The organism is Candidatus Woesearchaeota archaeon, assembly GCA_030651375.1.
GTDB lineage: Archaea > Nanobdellota > Nanobdellia > Woesearchaeales > UBA12501 > JAUSFM01.
Map to the genome: position 1 here is coordinate 144,228 of JAUSFM010000015.1, position 18,692 is coordinate 162,919.

Below are 18,692 nucleotides of genomic sequence, written 5' to 3' on the forward strand. Positions count from 1 at the left end.
TTTTAGAAAGCTACACATCAAAGAATTCCTTACACACCGCATCGGTCTGTTCCACCATGCGCTTCTCAAAGTCAGCCGTTGTTTCGCCTTCGTTTTTCTCTGCGGAAAATATGCCGAGCAGTTTTTTGGTCAGTTCCTTTTCCTCTTCCTTGCCTAACCCTTCAATAGGTATTTGACCGAGGTGCTCATTGATTGCTGATTCCTGAATCTGCTCAACGGTTTGTTCTGGCTTTCTTTTTATTTCCTCAAATTCCGGCGACGTGACTGCCGAGGTGTTTTTCATGACGAAAAAAGCACCGGTATGATACAGGTGTTCGATGATATCATTGAACCGGATGTCACTTAGTTTTCCTGCCCGTAGAGTGCCGGCAATACGAATGGTGATAATACAATTTCTGATGGTGCCGGCGTGTTCGCATGCAGCAATCTTTTTCCGCAGTTCCTCTTCGGTTGCTTCCGCACTTTGATGGTTGCACGAAATAGTTATGCTTTCTACCGGAACAACTTCAATTTGTTTCCACACAGCGCGTGTGGAGGTGCCGTCAAACGTGACAATATACATCCCTCCTCGCTTGAGTTCCTCGATCTCTTTGAAGTCACAGGGAAACGTCGGGCCAGGATAGGTAATAATTCCATAACCATTGGCTGTTTCATCGCGATGGAAAACCATATGCACATGGCCTCCGGCGTAATAGTTGAATCCACGCGGCAGCAAGGATACGGGCATTGATTCCTGCGCCTGATTGTTTTCTGGTTTGAATTCATTGAGCGCGCTGTGGAACATGAAAATGTGGTGACCTTGTTTTCCTTTTATTTCTTGTTCGAGAAATTCGCGGTCGAGTTGTTCATAAAAACTTTTTTCAAGCGTGCCGCGTTTTCCGAGCATACCTGTTATTCTTGTCCCTGTTTTTTGGTCAATAGTGAATGCAAGGCGTAATTTATTATCGACAATCGTACCTTTAACCACATTCACAAATAGTCCGGCTTCTTCCAGCACGTCAAGCATTGTTTTGCCGCTCGGTGAATGGTCATGGCTGCCGGAAATCATGTACACAAGAATATTTTTTTCCTTGAGCCTCTTCAGCTGGATGACGGCGGATTTTATTTTGTCAATCGGCGGAATGCTGGTATCAAAAAAATCGCCGGAGATGAGCACAAAATCAACGTTTTCTTGGACGCAGATATCAACTGCTTTGGTGAACGCAGCAACGCTCAACTGGCGCATTTTTTCATCACGCCAACTGCCGATGTGCGTGTCAGCAAGGTGGGCGAAGGTGAGCATGGTCTCACCCAAACCGCACGCCTTCAAAACTTTGTTGCATCTGCTTTTTCTCCTTTACCATCTCTGAAAAGAGTGGTATCTTTATCGGTATCGCAAACCGTGCGAACGTGCTGGTGATAATCGCTTCGCCTTTGTCGAGTGATGCAATCGTTCTATTATCTTCACTCAAGTCCTGCGCTGCGGATTCGATAATCGCCTGCCGTTCCGGCGCCATTTCCAGCCCCAAAATAATTTTGGTGTTCATGTTCGCAAGTATCGACCGGGGAATCAACGATGGAAGCTGGGTTATCGCAATAAGCCCGACGTTGAATTTTCGTCCTTCGCGGGCGATGGTGGAAAAAATATTGCTGCTTTTTTCCAAAATCTCTTTGCCGAGCACGCGCGGCGCTTCTTCAAGAATTATTGAAATGACTGGCTTGTCCTGAAGTATCCCTTTTGTTTTGTAATGGCGATACCGATCAAGCACTTCGTGCGCAATAATACTCCCGATAAGTATCTCCACAGCGCCGGAAAATAATGATGTGTCAATAATGACTTTTCCTCCCCGTTCCAATGCGTCGCCAATATCTTTCACTGTTGTTGCGCCTGCAGTCAAATCAAACACGCCATTGCAGAACAGTTGGTTTTGCTGGAACTCAAGATTGAGCATGCCGAGCATCCTGCGCTTAATGACACCGATGGTGCCTTCAAAGAACATTGGATATTTTGTTTTTTCCTCAAGCGGCTTTTCGAGAATGATTGCTTCTATCCACTGCCTGCCGTATTTTCTGAAGTAGGCGTCCATAGCTTCTCGTTGCGGTTGGCTCCAATCAATAACACCGTTGAAATGTGTCGGCCGGAGGGTTTCAAGATTTATTTTCAGCGTTCTGCCGCCGGGCGGCGGATACGGGGCGTAATACACCACGCGCTCACTTCTTTCATGGTCTTTCAGCCCGGGTCCGGTTCTGCCATAATATTCGTCGTGGGGATCCAGCACGAGAATGCCGCAGTAGTCCTTGTCAATGCTGTCCCAGAGCATGCACGAGGTCAGGTTGCTTTTTCCTCTTCCTGTTGTCGCTGCGATGAGCACATGATGGCTTAACACTTTGTCGCCGGGCAGAAAAATGTCTGCGTCAACCGTTTTTGACCCTGAACGGAGCCGCCCCATAAACAAGGCATTTTTTGGCTTGGTCAGAAATGAGACATCGTCTTTCGTGAGCGTGCGTATTTTCGCGAGAAATGGTGGCAGTGTTTTGCTCAAGCACGGCTCATTGTTCGTAAGCGTGAGCACATTTTTCAGCAGTGCGAGTGTGTATGCGCGGACGTTTGCGTCCATAATATCTGCGGGCACGTTTTCTTCCAGCTCAAGGCCGGAAATCAGCTCGAGATTTTGCTGGCTTATCTGGCTGCCGTAAAATAAGCCGTAGGCCTGAAGAAGCATTTTTTCATTCGGCCACGCCGGATGCTCGGCAACCATCAGTTCACCGAGCTCAATCTGCTCCCCTGCTTTTTGGCGTGCAACAATTCGGCCGACTTCGCCGGAAATCACCTGTGCCTTGACGCTCTGTTCTCCCATACGGGTGCTGCTTGTTTGTCGCAATAAAAAGATTGTTGGTGAGTACTACCTATTATACATACACAGTAAATTATCTTCTTATGTATAACTAAACCTGAACATATACAGAAAAAAATAACTAAAAACAGTAAAAATGATAATATTTATAAACAAATAAAGTAAACAAAAGGCCATTGGCGCGGAATACAGGAAAAGCGGAGAGTAGCACTGCTTCTGATGTAAACACCCTGCTCCTCCATGACCTCTTTTCCCACTTTCTCAAGTTGATGAAGGATCAGGGTATGTCGTATGGCCAACTCTCCCAGTTGTACAATGCCGAAGAAACGTCCGTTCCTGTTGAAATTTTCGCGAAAAAGTTGAGCCCTTCAGAAGCCGTGTGCAAGTTCCTCAAGGAAAACCGCAACAAATCCTTCCATGAGATTGCTGTTCTTCTCCAGCGCGACGATCGCAGCGTCTGGACGAGCTATACTCGTGCGGTACACAAACAAAAATCCTTGTTTATTATTTCCCAGCCATCTCCCACGATTCCGCTTTCTGTTCTCGCGAACCGCCAATTTAGTTTCCTTGAATCTGTTATTCTTCATCTCGCTCAAACCATGAAACCAATGGCCATTGCCCGGCTGCTGCACCGTTCCGCGCCAATTATTTACACGGTGCTTAGCCGCGCACGCCAGAAAAAGGAGGATACATGAACATTACCGACGTAAGCTGGATGGAGAAACCACAGCGCAGTCGTGGTAGTTCGAACTATCTTGTGCTCGCGTGCATTCTGCTTGCGCTCCTCGCGGTTGGGTACATTAGTGAGCATCCCTCTTCGATTACGGGTTTCGCGGTGTTCGAGTATGGCGCCGTGAATATGAGCATTGACTTTGGCCAGCAAAAAATCCCCCTCGGCGCCAGCGTCGAGCTCACGCTCAACGGCCAGAAATATGAGAAAAATTTGATTAGCATTCTCGGGCCGCCGTATGAAATCACTTCGGGCAATGCAACCATCTACGGTTGGGACGCCGATGTGGTGGTGCCGCTGGAAACCTTTGATGCCGTTCGCACACTTCCCGCCGGCAGCTACACCGTTGATGTCGTGCTTGCGTACAACGATGAGATATATGGGCTTACTTCGGAGACGATTGAAATTATCGGAGGAGAACAACAACCAGTGCCGTCTCCTGAGTTTACTTCAGTGGAGCCGGTTGTTCAACAGCCAACGACTGAAACGCCATCAGAACCAACCTTTGTGGCGCCTGAAGAATTGGCGAATAGTTCTCTTTCAGAGCCAACATTTGTAATGCCTGAAGAACTGATGAACGGTTCTACCAATGATTCTAACACCACTGCTGCATCATCGTCCGACAACTTCACGGTGAGTGATAGCCCACTTGATGAGGATGGTGATAGATTCCTGAGACAGGGAACCACTCCTAATTCCACTCACCCGACTGATTGTGATGACAATGATAACCTCACGCGGCCGTTGAGGAATGGCAGCAACAACTCTATCCAGAAGAACTACCACATTTGTCCGGGTGGGTACAATTCGACGGTTACGATTGACAACAGCACCGTGAACTTTGACTGCAATAGTACAGTGATTTTCCGGCCGGAAGCCACCACAGGTAACTTCACCTACGTGATTCAATCGTCTGGCTTTAGTAATATAAATGTGACTGGGTGTGTTGTCACCAACATCCTTGGCACCTCTGGTCATGGTATCCGTTTTTCAAACGCCGCAAACATTAAGATAAACCACACAACCGTCGTCAATGCGACGACCGGCATTGTCTTCAATAGAACCAATGACAGCGCCATTAATGGTGCTACCATTGACAACATTATCACGAATGACGCTATTCAGCTTAAATGGTCCAATCAACGTACAAACGTTTCATCTAATCGAATTTCAAATATATTAACACCAACCGCTTTTGCCATCAATTTAAATGGTGCCACGACAAACTCAACCATCATCAATAATACCATCAACAATGTTGGCACCGGTATTCAGGCACTTGCCACGAACACCTTCCAGGTTGGTGTTCCATCCAATAATACCATTACTGGCAACACTATCTGGAATGCATCTGTTTCTGCGATACTCTCTACTGGAACTTCAGGTGATGGTGAGCCCAATGTTCCGAGTAATCTTAGTATCACGAAAAACTATATCCTCAATAGCACGATAGGAATTCAGTTGCGGCGTACCGGAAACAGCACGATCTCCGACAATGAGCTCTTCAATAATACTATGCAACTCAATGCCACCAACGCCTCAGGAAGTACGATCATCAACACATCCTTTAATGGCAGTTTTAATTCGTTGATCGATGAAGGTAATCTTACTGTTTCAGTGATTAATCACACCTTCAGGACATTTCATGGTATCGCACAATTTCCAAACTTTACCACGACCGACACCCAAAATTTCAGCAGCAACCGTACTGACATCAACATGACCAACTCACTTTTATTCCTTGATCCAGCAACTCTTTTCCGTGTTCAGAATTCCAGCGTTCACTGGACTAGGTTCAATACTACTTATCCAATACCTCCCGCAGTACTTAAAGATGATGTTTCATGCGACACTTCAATCTGTAGCCTTATTTCCTACAGTATTCCTGTCATGGTCGTTCAGGTGATTGGTATGGGGACGTATACAATCACTCCGCGCGAGATTGATAACGATTTCTTCGCGCGAGCAGGGTTGATAATGACTTCCCCGCGGTCGTTTAGTGAAGGATCACCTCCATCAGGAATGCCACCTTCTTTTGAATTCTCTGGTGTCCGGCCGAGTGAACGTGTCGCCCGTGGAGCAGAGGCAGCGCCATCTTCTGCAAAATTCACCGGCGGCCGAATGAAATCGTATATTCCAAAACGCTTGGCTTTTGGCCAAGGCCTCGGCCTCCTTGAGGCAAAACAAGATGGTAAGATCTTATTCGTGAACAACAAATTTGGTACTGATATCACGGTCAAACCTGACCAAATATCAACTGTTGAATTCACCGTGGTAAATACGGGAACTGAAGTACTTAATTCAATTGTGCTTGATGTTGACGCTTCAAAAGTAAAAATACTTTCCCAATCTTCCCTACACACTCAAACATTGAGCAGAGGAGAGAAAGCTGTTTTCACCCTAACGCTGCAACCAACACCAGGTCAGGTCACTGAAAACAGCATCGCACTTAAGTGGCATGCAGGCGGTTCATATCTGGACAAAGAATTTAACGTGCGCGTCGAAGCACGGCCTGAATCGCGCGTTACTGCAGCATTTATTTTCAAGCAGTGGGCAGCACCTTCAATAACAGTGTTGGTCATGTTCCTCACCGGAACATTGCTCCTCGTCGGTATTCAGACGTTTGCCGGTGGCCAAGTTGAAAAAATCACACAAGGAATTATTGGCCCGGTATTCCGAGACACGCTCGTTGATGAAGAAACACTTCGCCGCTTGGTGAGAAGCAAATTCATGTCACAGTACAGTACGCTCTGGACCACGCGCAGCGCCTATCTCAAATTCAAGCCGCAGTTCTCTCAACTTAAGCTCGTCAAACTTTCCATGAACGGTATGCATGCGGCAACCGAAATCAATGCACGCTTCCATCTCGGCATGGAGATGGCAACGCTGATTGCGTTTGCCACGCGGAAGAAATTGATTGCCCAGCTCGATCTTATGCCCGGACGAGTCTTGACCATGCATGACCTGCCAATTGCTGTTGCACATGAATATGAAGGTGTTGACTTTGTCAATCCCTTCGGCGCCGATGTCATGCCGGACAAGAAACTGGTCCTTGATTCCTGCATTGCTCTGCCGGACTACACTGCCGTGCTTATGGAACATCTGATAACTGGGGTGGTTAATGGATTAACCTACCACTCCCTCATATCTGAGCTGCGCACTGCCGGCTGGCCGGCACAGAAAATTGCAGCGCATATCACGGCGCTGAAAGCAGAGCGTGGCTATCTGAAACGGTTCATCATGGACGCGTACTCGTACAATGGCTTTGACCGAATTGACGACGAAAAACTGCGGGCAAAAACCACTGCGAGCTTGCTCGTGCATGGCCACGATAAGCGCCTTGTTGCACTCGCATTCAGCATCGCTACCAAGAACTACGAGAAGCTTTACGCGATGTTGAAACTCAGTCACAGCGAGCACACGCCGGTTGCAAAGGTCGTCAGCCGCTTAGTGAAACTGGGATGGAACCAGAAACTTATTGGCCATATCTTATTACGCATCGAATCGGAAGATGAAGAAAGAAAAACAACCAAGAAACAAACCAACAAAGAAAAGAAGGAAGAAGAAAAAACGGTCAGCACGTCCGTTGGTGCTGCGGCGCCAGTGGCGCGTGTGGTGTCTCCGCTGCCACCTCTGCCGCCCCTCCTCACGCTGGTGCCGCCCCGTATCCAGCCAGCGAACCCCGATGCTCCACTTCGCACTATTGCAGAACGGTATCCACTTCTTCATTCAGTGAAGACCTCAGTGGTTGCAAAAATTGCTGATCGCGAAGAGGCGTATATCCGAGTCGCCGTCGATCGGATTTTCACAGCAGCGGCACGCCAGAAACCACTCTCTGCTCTTGAAAAGACGTTTATGCATGACGCGATGGCCGAGTTGGTGCGCAAAGGATTCGACGCGCGCCTCGTCGAAAAAATAGTCACGGAACAAGCGCCTCTTTTGCTTGCCCGTGCCCGTGTGAGCGAACCGCAGGCACAAAAGAAATCGCGTGAACAACTACTTCGCACAACACTCCAACCGTCGAAACAAAAACCGCTCGCAGTTATACCTTCAGGCAGTATCATTACTCTACTAAAAGAAAAGCTTGCGGTGAAAGAAGAAGCATATCTCCGCAGGTACATCAATCAGCTCGTTGACGCAGAGGCGGCATCAAACCGAAGTGCAGCAATTTGTACAACCTTTGTTGCTGACACCATTGCACGACTTGTTCGCCTCGGCTACAACATTGGACTGGTTGAGCGGCTGGTCACTGAAATTGTTGCCGCACGTCTCCTGGATACTGCTCGTCAAGAATCACCGCGGCAAACTATAGTCTCACGTTCATCGCTTTCTTCATTGCCTACCAAACAATCACCCATCCAACCGTCAGCTCCTCACCGGAAATCAGCGGATATTCTCGTTGCCGTCAAAAAAACCATCGAAGAAAAAGAAGACGACTATATCGCCCGTTTTGCTGAGCAATCATTTGCAGCAGCTTCACGATTCAGCACGCCCGAGATGCTGCGCGCAACGTTTGTGAACGACGTGGTGCGCCAGTTGGCAGAAAAAGGCCACGATGCAACTCGAGCACGACGCATCATTAGCGGTGTTTTCGAGAGCCGCATTGGTGGCGTTCAATCTGAACAGAAAAAACAGGTTGTCGAGCAACGAACGCCTACTCGTGAGGAACCGATTAAAAAAACTAATTCAGGATTTGTACTGCGTCTTAACCGGGCACTCCTCGATTTCATCCTTGCCCAGCGTGAAAAAGGCGTTCAGCCAGAAAAAATAAAGGAACAACTGAAAAACAAATATCCTCCCCTAGTTATTTCGTTTCACCTGACGACTGCGGAAAAGGAGCTGAAAGCGCGTGGCACTGCTCAACGGAAACGACAGCCATGAGAAACTTTATAAACAAAAACTCCCTTGATTATTCTCAGGAAAAACAAGAAAAACAAAAAAACAAAGAGGGCACATGGTGATTCACGGCACTATCCAAAAAAATCAGTCACTCTTTTTCATCACCTCCCTTGTTCTTGTGCTCCTTCTTGTGCCGTGCGCATCAGCAAACACAGCGCGCGATCCAACTCTTCGCAGTCAGTTGTATGAACAATTCCGTTGTGGGAACGGCATCTGTGACCTTGTTGAAAGCGCGTTAACCTGCCCGGAAGATTGTCCGGGCGAGCCTGAACCAACAAATGTAACTATAGTTGCTCCTCCTCAAAAACCAGTTGACGAACAACTGTCTCATTCATCGTCTGCAGGTTTTGAGAGCATATCAACACTTGTGCCTGCTGATGATATGTTTGAAGAGCCATCATCCACTCAAACTGCTCAATCAACTTCATCCTCTTCAACATCAGTTATCCTCATTGTTCTTCTCGTCATCCTAATAGTGGGCGTTATTTTGTATGCGCTGAGAAATACATCTCTTCTGCAGCCATTGTTCCATCCGCTCGAAAAAAATCAGCGCGTTCAGACCGGTTCATCTTCGTACCAATCATCTACGCACGCATCGACAATTCTTGCCGGCCTCATTGACCGTTTCAAAAAAAGAGGGCTGACTCCTGGCGAAATGTACCAGCGCATCACACGCATGGGGCTCTGGGATGATGAGACCATTCGTCGGCAACTTGGAATGTAATCTCAATTTCCGATTCTTTTTCTCCTCTTTTGGCGTATATTCCGCTTTTCCATAATCAATATAAACCACTGAAAACTGCCGCGTTGTATGGCGCGCGGAGAATCACTGTTGAACGGTCGAGTGAAAACGATTACCCTTATTAGTCTTGATGAGCTCATGGCCACGGGTGATGCGGTGCTTGCCAAAGAGCTTTCCACAGCACTTCGCCATGGTGCGCTTCCCCATTATGTCGCCGGATCTGCCGACGGTGCGAGACGAGAAACTTTTGTTGTTGCGGTTGACGCTCGCTCTTTTTGTGCACGCAACAAACTAACCAGTGACGGCCATTTGGAGCGTGCTCTTGTTTCATTTCCTGATTATGAAGTCGCACGATGGACCTACCATCCGTCCAGCCAACAGTCCATTCCTACTGAAACAGCACCCTCATCTCCATTTATCCCCTCCCGGTTTGACGCTGATTTCTTATCAGTTATAACTCGAGGCGTTGGTGCCCTTGAGCGCATTGCAGGTGCACTTGAGCGTTTGGTGCCAGCTTCGCCATCTCCAACTCCAGTACCGTTGCGTGATTCGATGAATTCTCTCGTCACTGCAGTCCGCCAGTATTGGGAACAAACAGGATATGTTGCCGATAAAAAAATTCGTGTTCGCGGTGCAGAAAGCGATACTTACCAAGACTTTCATGATCCCCTCAGCATTGATGATGCTGCGCGCAGTATTGACATGACCTCTCATTGGACCCTCGGCCGTCTGACTGCAGGGAACGCCGCTGAACAAGATCTTTTTGAATGGCAACGCCGCGCGCACAAGGGCCGTACGTCAGTTGCTGCACAAACTATTCTCTATCTTGCGCTCACCAAGTCAATTATCAGTTCACGCATGCTGGTTGCCCACGTCGCAGCGTATGTTTTTCACGCGCCTCTTGTTGACGTGCGCACCGCAGGTGACCTTGTTGGCCTGCGCGGGACTAACCGAGGAGATTCTTACTCGACTGTTTTGCTTAGAGAACGGCTCGTGCTTCCTGTAGTACAGTGCACCATTGACCAGTATAAAAAAAGATAAAGAAAAAACCAATAGGAGGGTCACTGAGGTGATGGAGATGCCCTCCCATTGGTTCAGCCTAAAAGGTTTGCATGGACTAACGATGTGATGGAGTATCAAGAGATGTAGAACCACTACACCTCTTTTTTCTGTTTTTATTTTTTGGATGGCCCAATCCACTTTTGGCGAAACGAAATCCCGTTGGGCAGGTTTTCGATGGGCTGTATGAACCTATTGGTCTAAATGGAATCACGCAAGAGCTTGACTGCTTTTGTCCGTACGGCGGCGTCGAGCGTTACATCAATTTTGCGCGCTTTTTTTCTCAAGTCGGGCACCCAGCCAACATCTGACTGGATGAGTCCCAAATCTTTCAAATCGACGACAAATGAGCGGATTCTCCGCTCGGAGAGCGGCTTTAAATTGTATCCCTGGCAGGTTTCCTGATACTGAGTATATACATCAGTGCCTGCCATGCTTTTTTTCTGATCCTTGATGATTGAAAGATACACTAATTTTTGCTGTTTCGTGAGTGATGAAATGAGTTCGAAGGTTTGGTCTTTTTCAAGGTGTGCGTCTGCCTCGCTCACCAAGTCCAGCGTGAGCTGGTTTCTGCTTTTTGCAATCGCGCTTTTTGCGCAGCTGTCGAGCAGCTCCATTGCTTTTCGCGCGTCGCCGGAGCGTGATGCTTCAATATCTGCAATTTTTTTCAGCACCGCAGGGCTTACGACACCAGGCTTGAATGCTGCGGTGGCGCGTTCGCGAAGGATGTCATGGAGCTGTACATTGTTGTACGGTGGAAACACAATGCGCACGCGGCCGATGGTTGAGTTGGTGCGCGGCTTGATGTAGTCTCCGACGCGGACATCGTTGGAAATTATGATAGTTGATACAATTCCCTTTCCATTTTTATGCTTGCCATTGGCGTTGTGGAACCTGCTGAGCCGATAGAGGATGTCATCCCCTTCTTCGCGCAGCACATAGTCCACTTCGTCGAGCACGATGAGGATTTGCTCATGCTGTTCTGCTTCTTTGGTAAATTCAGCAACAACCTTTGCGCGAGTCCATCCCATTTTCGGGTAGTCTCGTTCTGGGTTGAGTTGGCTGAGTATCTCGAGGAATATCACCGTTTCAGTGCGATTTTCCGAGCAGTTGACATACACCGTTTTGAGCGTGATGTTTTGTTTTTCTGCCTCCTCCTTCAGTTCGTTCAGCAGATTCGTTATCATCCCTGTTTTTCCGGTGCCCGGGTTGCCATACACAAATACACAGGGCACAACTGAACCCATAAGGATGGGTGCCAGTTCCATGACCAGCTCGTTTTTTTGTTCGGTGCGGTGCAGGAATCCGTTCGGCGGATGCAGGTCGTACAGCGCCTCCCGTCTTGTGTAAAGTGGGTTGCGCAATACCGATGCAAACGTCATGGGCGCTGCGATTGTTGGTGTGCTCTCACCCCGTTCTGCTTGTGGTACTCGCTCTGCCGTTACTGCTGGTTTTGCGGTCGTTGCGTTGCGTTTTGGCAGGGCTGTTTTCGTTGTCTCTGTTTTTTTCCTTCTCACTCACAATCCTCCTTGATGATGCCGTTCTCAGATTCTTCTTTCGTATTCCTGATTTAAAAATATTCCGCTTTTTCCCCCCTTTCCGCTGTTTCCGATACTCATCCAGCAATCTTTTTTCTCTTAAGAGTAGGGAATCACAACAAACAATAAAAATAGGTGTTTGGTTATCAGTGGTGGGTAGTGGGTGGTGGAAACTATGAAACCTTCATTTGCACAGGTACTTCTCAATCGAGTTGCCATCAATATCCTCAAAATCGTCTACGACCACGAGGTCACCAACAAAAATCAATACTCGCTCAACCTTTCAGTCATCCAACGGCTTCTCCTGCTGGTAGATGCACCAACCAATGCGCTCATGGTGCTCGCCAACGCTGAACTCATCACCACTGACGCAGTTCACAGAGACATTGTCTTGAGCATCACGCACAAAGGTAAGGAATTCATTGAAGCGTTTGACCAGCTCAAAGAAATCTACGAAGGAGACGCCCGCTCCGTACCAACAGTGCCTGCTATCCGCTACAATCTTACGGTGCAGGAAAAAAAAATGCTTGCAGCGCTTTCAAAAATCAGCTCGCTGTCCGCTGCATCAACGGTTTCTTTCAAGACACTTGCGCGGGAACTTCGCCTTGAAAAAAAACCAAGTTCCGTTATGCGCACGCTCACCAAATTAGAACAACTCAACCTTATCAAAAAAGAATTGATAAAACCAAAAAAACAGAAAGGGAAGCGCCAGCTATTCGTTGCGCTGACCGACAAAGGCACCCGCACCGTGAAGGAACAGTATTTGGAGACTGCTTAAATAATTTTAATTCACACACCCACACTTCTTATATCCCTTGTCAAGCGCGTCTCTCAGCGAACTAAAAACGAGCGTATTTTCATTTCTGATATTCTTTGCAAAGAAGCAGTTGCTGGCGTGCACCATGGCTCCTTGTTTGCTGGCGAGAAAATGAGTAATAATTTTTTTCTGCGGCTCATGCTCTTTTTTTATTTCCGGCAGTGTTTCAGCATGCACCACCGTTGTTGGCACTGAAAATTTCTCGTCAATTTCTTTTTTCTTCATCATGCGCTCAATTTTTGCCTTGGTCAATCCGAGATGTTCCGGCCGGAACAAGACGTTGCACGCTGCGCAAAATAATCCATACTCATAATTCCCTTTTACCGCTCGGTTACAGATTTGGCAGCCCTGTTCAAGCACGATGAGCTTCATATCCTGCTTAATAATGACAAGTTTTTTAAATATTCTCTTTTATGTTCGAATCATGGAAAACAAAATGCGCAGCCCCGTCTGTTCTGTGCTTGGGCACGTGGATCATGGAAAATCATCCCTCCTTGACCGGATTAGGGGAACCGCCATAACCGCCAAGGAAGCCGGCGGCATCACCCAAGCCATCGGCGCGTCCATTATCCCCATTGCAACAGTGAAGAAAATCTGCGGGCCGCTGCTTGAAAAATTACATCTGACCCTCACGATTCCCGGCCTGTTGTTCGTCGACACTCCCGGCCATGCCGCATTCACGAGCCTGCGCAAGCGCGGCGGCAGCTTGTCAGACATCGCCGTGCTCGTAGTTGACATCAACGAGGGCTTCAAGCCGCAAACCGTTGAGGCAATCCAGATTCTGAAAGCGTGCAAGACACCGTTTATCATCGCTGCCAACAAAATCGACGTCATTTCCGGCTGGCGCTCGGGAAACGGCATGCTGCTCCCCTCTCTTGCCGCACAGCAGGAAACCGTCAAAGAATTGTTTGAAACAAAACTCTACGAGCTTGTTGGGCAATTGTTCGACCAGTCCCAGTTGCCGGGTGAGCGTTTCGACCGCGTCGATGATTTCACTAAAACCGTTGCCATCGTGCCCTGCAGTGCGAAAACCGGCGAAGGCATTCCTGAACTTCTCATGGTCATTTCTGGACTTGCCCAGCGGTTCTTGGAGCAGTCATTAAAAGTCGGCGGCAAAGAAGCAAAAGGTACGATTCTCGAAGTCAAAGAAGAAAAAGGGCTGGGAAAAACATTGGATGTCATCCTCTATGAGGGCTCACTGAAAGCCGGCGACACGATTGTTATCGGCGCGCTCGGCAAGCCCGTGGTCACGAAAGTGCGCGGCCTCTTTGAGCCGGCGCCGCTCGCCGAAATGCGCGACAAGAAAGCGAAATTCATGCCCGTGAAAGAAGTGCACGCGGCCACCGGTGTCAAGATTGTCGCGCCGGACATCGACCTCGTCGTATCCGGCATGCCGCTTTGGAGCGCGACGAAAGAAACACTCGAGCACGTCACGCGCGAAATCCAAAAAGAAGTTGAAAGCGTCATCATCGAAACCGAAGAAGAAGGCATCATCCTCAAGGCAGACAGCCTCGGTTCCCTCGAAGCGCTCATGACACTGCTGAAAGGAAAAACCATTTCCCTGCGCAAGGCAACCATCGGTGACGTCACCAAAAAAGACATTATTGACGCGGAAAGCAATGCTGACGAGCTGCAACGCGTCATCCTCTGCTTTAACTTGAGCCCGTCCGATGAAATCAAGGCACTTTCATCAAAAGTAAAAATCATTGCCCACAATGTTATTTACCAGCTGGTTGATGATTACACCGCATGGCTGAAGGAAAAAAGCCAGCAGATGGAAGAAGGCCAGCTTGACACAGTCATAAAGCCGTGCAAAATCCGGCTCATGCCCGGCTATGTGTTCCGCCAGAGCAATCCTGCAGTTGTCGGCGGTGAAATTCTGCTTGGCACAGCAAAATCAAACACTCCCTTGATGCTCAAAGATGGTGTCACACTCACCAGCATCCGTGCCATGCAGAAAGAAAAAGAAAATGTTAGCGAGGCGCGCAAGGGGGCACAGCTCGCCTTTTCGCTCGATAATGTCACGGTTGGCCGGCAGATAAAAGAAGGAGATATTCTTTACAGCGCGATTTCAGAAGCCGACTTCAGAAAAATGAAAGAACTCAAGAAATACCTCAAGCCCGACGAAGCAGAGGCGGCAAAGGAAATTGCGAATCTCATGCGCGAGAAGAATCCGGTGTGGGGAATCTGACTGGTTTGAGGTTTATGGTTCGGGGTCTGGGGTTTTTAGAAATTAATACAACTGTTTGTCGTATGCTACTGTATTTAAATTCCAGCCAAACAATGCTTTTTTTCCTTCTTCTGTCCTTCCGATAAACTTTGCCGGAAGTTTTATCTTCCGTCCTACTTCTATTCTATTCGGATCTTGGATCCCATTATAACGTGCAAATATCTTATAATTTACCCCATTACCAGTCAAGTTGTCTACTAACCCAAAAAGAGTGTCGCCTTTTTCAACAGTTAATTCCGGAATATATCCTCCACTTTCAGGTGTCCAATTCTCCCAAAACTCCACTCCATCAGTCGTCAGCGCCTCTGTCCTCACCGGCGCAACAAGCAATGCAAGTCCGGTCAGTGCTGCAGGAATAAGTCGTGACATACTTATTAGAAATAAGAATCTTATTTTAAATATTGCGGTTCTTGCTTATAAAGACTATCGGAAACTATTTATACCTCCAACACCACCATTTATTCATGCAAGAAACCATAACCATCCCAAAAGAAGAGTATGTACAACTCAAAAAATTAGAAAAACTCGACTTTGACTTAATCAGGCAATTTGCCAACAGTTTAGAAGACCTCAAAGCCGGTCGTTTTAAGCGTCTTGCATAGTCATTGTTTCTGCAACAAGCCGATACTCATCTAACTGCATCTTAATATGATCAATCGTTGCTTGTTGATCCTTCTTGCCGCCAACGGCAACGACCAACACTAGTTTCAAGTCGTCATAAACAAGATAATACACTCTTTTTTCTCTGATGCGTCGCTCTCTCAAAAACGGATATCCCAACGGGTCTCCAAGAACCGGATTTTCAGCAAGCTTTTTCGCAATTTTTTCTGCTGCTGCCTGATACTCCTTCGGGAGTTTTTCCATTTCCTCTAAATACGTTTTTGTACCTATCACTCTAAACATGCTCTCTTTCAAACAAATCAACTATAAAAACATACCTGTTCATTCTCTTCTACACTCTCTAAATATTTATAACCAATCCGTTAGCATTTTCTGATTATGAAACGGCTCCTGATACTTATCGTTTTGACGCTGCTTGTACTCGGTTCGTTGCTCGCCTACAGTCGTACGCAGGTCGGTCACATGACGCTCCTTGCCGTCGCGGAAAAAGATGGTGGCGTCTTGGAGGGGAGCACTGCTGATCTAACCTTAACTCTCCAGCCCGGCACGGGCCGCGTTTTTTTGGACACCCAGCCCGCTTCAAAACTGGACACCCAAATGTCGACACGGCTGGCAAAAAATATAGCGTGCAAATTTGTCGGAGCTGATTGTTCACACTATGATTTTTTCTACACTATCACTTCTGGTTCAGTCATCATTGGCGGGCCGAGCGCGAGCAGTTCCGTTGCGCTCCTCACTGCGGCGATGCTGAAAGGAATCCCGCTTCGCACTGATATCGCGTTTACCGGCACCATCAGCTCCGGCAATCTCGTCGGCAGTGTTGCCGGTATCCAGAAAAAAATCGATGCCGCAGCAGGAGCGCACCTACAAACCGTGCTGATTCCTGCGGGTTCGCGCTTTGTACCGGAAAACGAATTGACTGCAAATGCCACAGATGCTTCGGCAGCAACCATCGACCTTGTTGCGTACGGGCATACCAAAGGCGTCATCATCATTGAGGTCAGCCGTCTTGACGAGGCGTTTGAACAGTTTACCGGGAAAAAAATAGCAACGCCCGCCGTTCCCCTCAAAATCAATAAACAATATCAAAAAACAATGCAGGTTCTCGGGCTTTCGCTGTGCGAACGGAGTGCCGGCCTCCAGAAAAATACGGCAAAACTTCTCATTGGCTTCAATGAACTGAATCAGACAAACCTCAAACAAATTGCAGAAGCCCAGGAAATCGGATTCAACCTCACCCTGCGTGGTCAGGATGCGTACAATGCAGGCGCATATTATTCCGCTGCAAGTTTTTGCTTCGGCGCGAATGTTGCGTATAAAGGGATACTCTACCGGCTGCAGCATGGTACCAAAAAAGAATTGAAAGACCTCTTCTCAAAAATAGCTGCTGATATCATCAAGCTCAATGCAAAAGTGAATGCATACCCCATTACAACAATTACTGACTTGCAGGCATACATGATTGTCAAAGAGCGTTTGATTGAAGCAAATGATCGACTGGTTGAACTCAACAAACAACTTCCTGATCTTTCTGATGACGATGTTGCCGGCCAGCTCGGGCTCGTCGTGGAACGCACCTACAGCGCGCTGGCATGGTCGGCTTTTTTCAATGCTTCAGGAAGGACATTTGAAATGAATAATGAATCCTTGCGCGACTCCTGCGACAAAAAACTGTCTGAAACCCTTGAATTTTACCAGTACGCAAACCTCTTGTATCCCAATCTGCTTGCCGAGGCTAAGCGGCAAATGGAAAAAGCAACTGGCTTTCAGCACCACGGCAATTACGCCTTGTGTTTATTCAAAGCAGCAATTGCCAAGGCGCAGATTAATATCCTTCTTTCCACTGCAACACTGAAAGAAACTGAACTTGCGCCCTTTGTTGACAACAAAATCGCTGCTGCAGAAGAAGCAGTTGCGCGGCAGCAGCAAGAAGATATTTTTCCCGTGCTCGGCTACAGCTATGTTGAATACGCGAAAAGCCTGCGCGATGAAAATCCTGTGTCTGCACTGCTCTACACTGAATATGCGCTGGAGTTGAGCAACCTTGATGATTATTTACGCCCAACCCTTTCTTCACGCACCCTCATTCGTACCGAGGTTGTGCTGATTTTTGTTGCAGGCATTTTGATTGGCCTTCTGTGCGCGGAAGTGTACCATCAACTACGTACCATAGCGCACAACCGGAAAACACGGAAGAAACGAACATAAATAACTCTCTTTTTTTACAAAACCACCTTTCAGTAGTCTTCCGACTAATAGAGTTCAAACCCCCGCACTGCACCCGTGAGGGCACAGGGCAGGGGAAAAAGAGGTGATTATAAGATAATAAACCCTAGCAAGGCCCAATTGCTCAAGCCCTGCCGGGGAAAAAGAGGTGATAGATTATGATCAGTATCGTTCGTCCACCCCTATTGCCCACCACCTTATTTCTACTCTGGAGTAGTCCATGTTCTATTTAAGCCTTTCGGTTTGGATATTTAAACTGCTCTAATAAACTCTATAACTACATTATAACTCATTTTTATGCTTTATGCCCCTCTCCAAAAACGCTCGTTCCACAGGCTATAAATAGGGGGTATGTTCTCCACCATAGTATGGCCACCTGCCACAAATGCCCCTTACCAATCTATTACAGCGACTTTTGCGAGCAGTGCTTTTGCGATCTGCTTGAGCGTCGCATCAAAAAATACATCGGCCAGCACGAGCTTCTCAAGAAAAATGATGTGCTGTATGTTGACAATGACCTTGTTGACTATTTTCTCAAAAAACTGTTCACTCTGCCGCTCACCCTTGTGCGCACCCCAACCGATGGTGCCTCTGCAAAGCGCGTGCTGGCATGGACCATGGACCATGAGCTTGAATTTTTTCTTGATGAACTCATGACACACGGCCTCATTGCTCCAGAAAAGCCCGGCTTGAAATTTTTTCTTGCCGTGACCAAAAGCGAACTTCAAGCATACACTGCTGCAAAAAACATTCCCTTGCCCGACGACCTCAAGCCCGCGCCAAAACATGACCTTATGAAGCCATCTGGCCTCGTGAGCATTCCCGGCAGCGGTGGCGATTTTCTGCCGCTTAACACCATTCAGACACCGGCTGACATCCTCAATGAACTTGAAAAGCGTCACCATGAAACACGGGCGAGCCTGATGAAAAGCATTGAGCAATTGAAACTAATTTTGAAAGAAGATAAAACAATATAAATCCCAGTTCTTTCCTTTT

Annotated in this window: 15 protein-coding genes; 9 read left to right on the plus strand and 6 right to left on the minus strand. The window is 47.6% G+C overall.

Translation table 11 applies throughout. From position 1 onward, the window contains the following. Positions 1-10: 10 nt before the first annotated feature. Together Q7R76_05740 and Q7R76_05745 are read right to left on the minus strand one after the other, a co-directional pair. Positions 11-1,282 (minus strand): exonuclease SbcCD subunit D, encoded by a 1,272-nt coding sequence (locus Q7R76_05740; protein MDO8643049.1) that lies wholly within the window; start codon positions 1,280-1,282, stop codon positions 11-13. Between the two features lie 4 nt (positions 1,283-1,286). Then, positions 1,287-2,837 (minus strand): ATP-binding protein, encoded by a 1,551-nt coding sequence (locus Q7R76_05745; GenBank protein MDO8643050.1) that lies wholly within the window; start codon positions 2,835-2,837, stop codon positions 1,287-1,289. Positions 2,838-3,010: 173 nt separating this feature from the next. On the opposite strand from Q7R76_05745, the gene Q7R76_05750 reads away from it, so the two are divergent. The 4 genes from Q7R76_05750 (at position 3,011) to Q7R76_05765 (ending at position 10,246) form a co-directional block, all read left to right on the plus strand. Then, entirely contained in the window at positions 3,011-3,529 is a 519-nt protein-coding gene (locus tag Q7R76_05750) for a hypothetical protein (GenBank protein ID MDO8643051.1), read from the plus strand. Further along, positions 3,526-8,445, plus strand: a complete 4,920-nt coding sequence (locus Q7R76_05755; GenBank protein MDO8643052.1) for a hypothetical protein — start codon at positions 3,526-3,528, stop codon at positions 8,443-8,445. Before Q7R76_05750 ends, Q7R76_05755 begins: the two co-directional genes overlap by 4 nt. A 73-nt stretch (positions 8,446-8,518) precedes the next feature. Further along, positions 8,519-9,187, plus strand: coding sequence for a hypothetical protein (locus Q7R76_05760; GenBank protein ID MDO8643053.1), 669 nt, complete (start codon positions 8,519-8,521; stop codon positions 9,185-9,187). 87 nt (positions 9,188-9,274) lie between these two features. After that, on the plus strand, positions 9,275-10,246 hold the full coding sequence (locus Q7R76_05765) for a hypothetical protein (protein ID MDO8643054.1): 972 nt from the start codon (positions 9,275-9,277) through the stop codon (positions 10,244-10,246). Positions 10,247-10,464: 218 nt separating this feature from the next. Here the strand turns inward: Q7R76_05765 and Q7R76_05770 are convergent, their stop codons facing one another. Beyond that, positions 10,465-11,781 carry an AAA family ATPase gene (locus tag Q7R76_05770; protein ID MDO8643055.1) on the minus strand — a complete coding sequence of 439 codons (1,317 nt, stop codon included), beginning with the start codon at positions 11,779-11,781 and terminating at the stop codon, positions 10,465-10,467. Between the two features lie 196 nt (positions 11,782-11,977). On the opposite strand from Q7R76_05770, the gene Q7R76_05775 reads away from it, so the two are divergent. Continuing rightward, on the plus strand, positions 11,978-12,580 hold the full coding sequence (locus tag Q7R76_05775; GenBank protein MDO8643056.1) for a hypothetical protein: 603 nt from the start codon (positions 11,978-11,980) through the stop codon (positions 12,578-12,580). Between the two features lie 6 nt (positions 12,581-12,586). Here the strand turns inward: Q7R76_05775 and Q7R76_05780 are convergent, their stop codons facing one another. After that, positions 12,587-12,991, minus strand: a complete 405-nt coding sequence (locus tag Q7R76_05780; protein ID MDO8643057.1) for a hypothetical protein — start codon at positions 12,989-12,991, stop codon at positions 12,587-12,589. 52 nt (positions 12,992-13,043) lie between these two features. Here Q7R76_05780 and infB point away from each other — a divergent pair, with 52 nt between their 5' ends. Continuing rightward, complete coding sequence (infB, locus tag Q7R76_05785; protein ID MDO8643058.1) at positions 13,044-14,810, plus strand: translation initiation factor IF-2; 1,767 nt, start codon at positions 13,044-13,046, stop codon at positions 14,808-14,810. A gap of 42 nt (positions 14,811-14,852) precedes the next feature. On the opposite strand, the gene Q7R76_05790 is transcribed toward infB, so the two are convergent. Then, positions 14,853-15,218, minus strand: coding sequence for a LysM peptidoglycan-binding domain-containing protein (locus Q7R76_05790; GenBank protein MDO8643059.1), 366 nt, complete (start codon positions 15,216-15,218; stop codon positions 14,853-14,855). Positions 15,219-15,313: 95 nt separating this feature from the next. On the opposite strand from Q7R76_05790, the gene Q7R76_05795 reads away from it, so the two are divergent. Beyond that, the gene (locus Q7R76_05795) at positions 15,314-15,451 is read left to right on the plus strand and encodes a hypothetical protein (protein MDO8643060.1); all 138 of its coding nucleotides are present in this window, start codon (positions 15,314-15,316) and stop codon (positions 15,449-15,451) included. Here Q7R76_05795 and Q7R76_05800 read toward each other — a convergent pair. Beyond that, entirely contained in the window at positions 15,435-15,752 is a 318-nt protein-coding gene (locus tag Q7R76_05800) for a hypothetical protein (protein ID MDO8643061.1), read from the minus strand. The two genes, Q7R76_05795 and Q7R76_05800, sit on opposite strands and share 17 nt — an antisense overlap. A gap of 96 nt (positions 15,753-15,848) precedes the next feature. Between Q7R76_05800 and Q7R76_05805 the strand changes: the two genes are divergently transcribed. After that, on the plus strand, positions 15,849-17,678 hold the full coding sequence (locus Q7R76_05805; GenBank protein ID MDO8643062.1) for a S16 family serine protease: 1,830 nt from the start codon (positions 15,849-15,851) through the stop codon (positions 17,676-17,678). Between the two features lie 386 nt (positions 17,679-18,064). Then, on the plus strand, positions 18,065-18,673 hold the full coding sequence (locus Q7R76_05810) for a hypothetical protein (protein MDO8643063.1): 609 nt from the start codon (positions 18,065-18,067) through the stop codon (positions 18,671-18,673). Positions 18,674-18,692 lie beyond the last annotated feature (19 nt).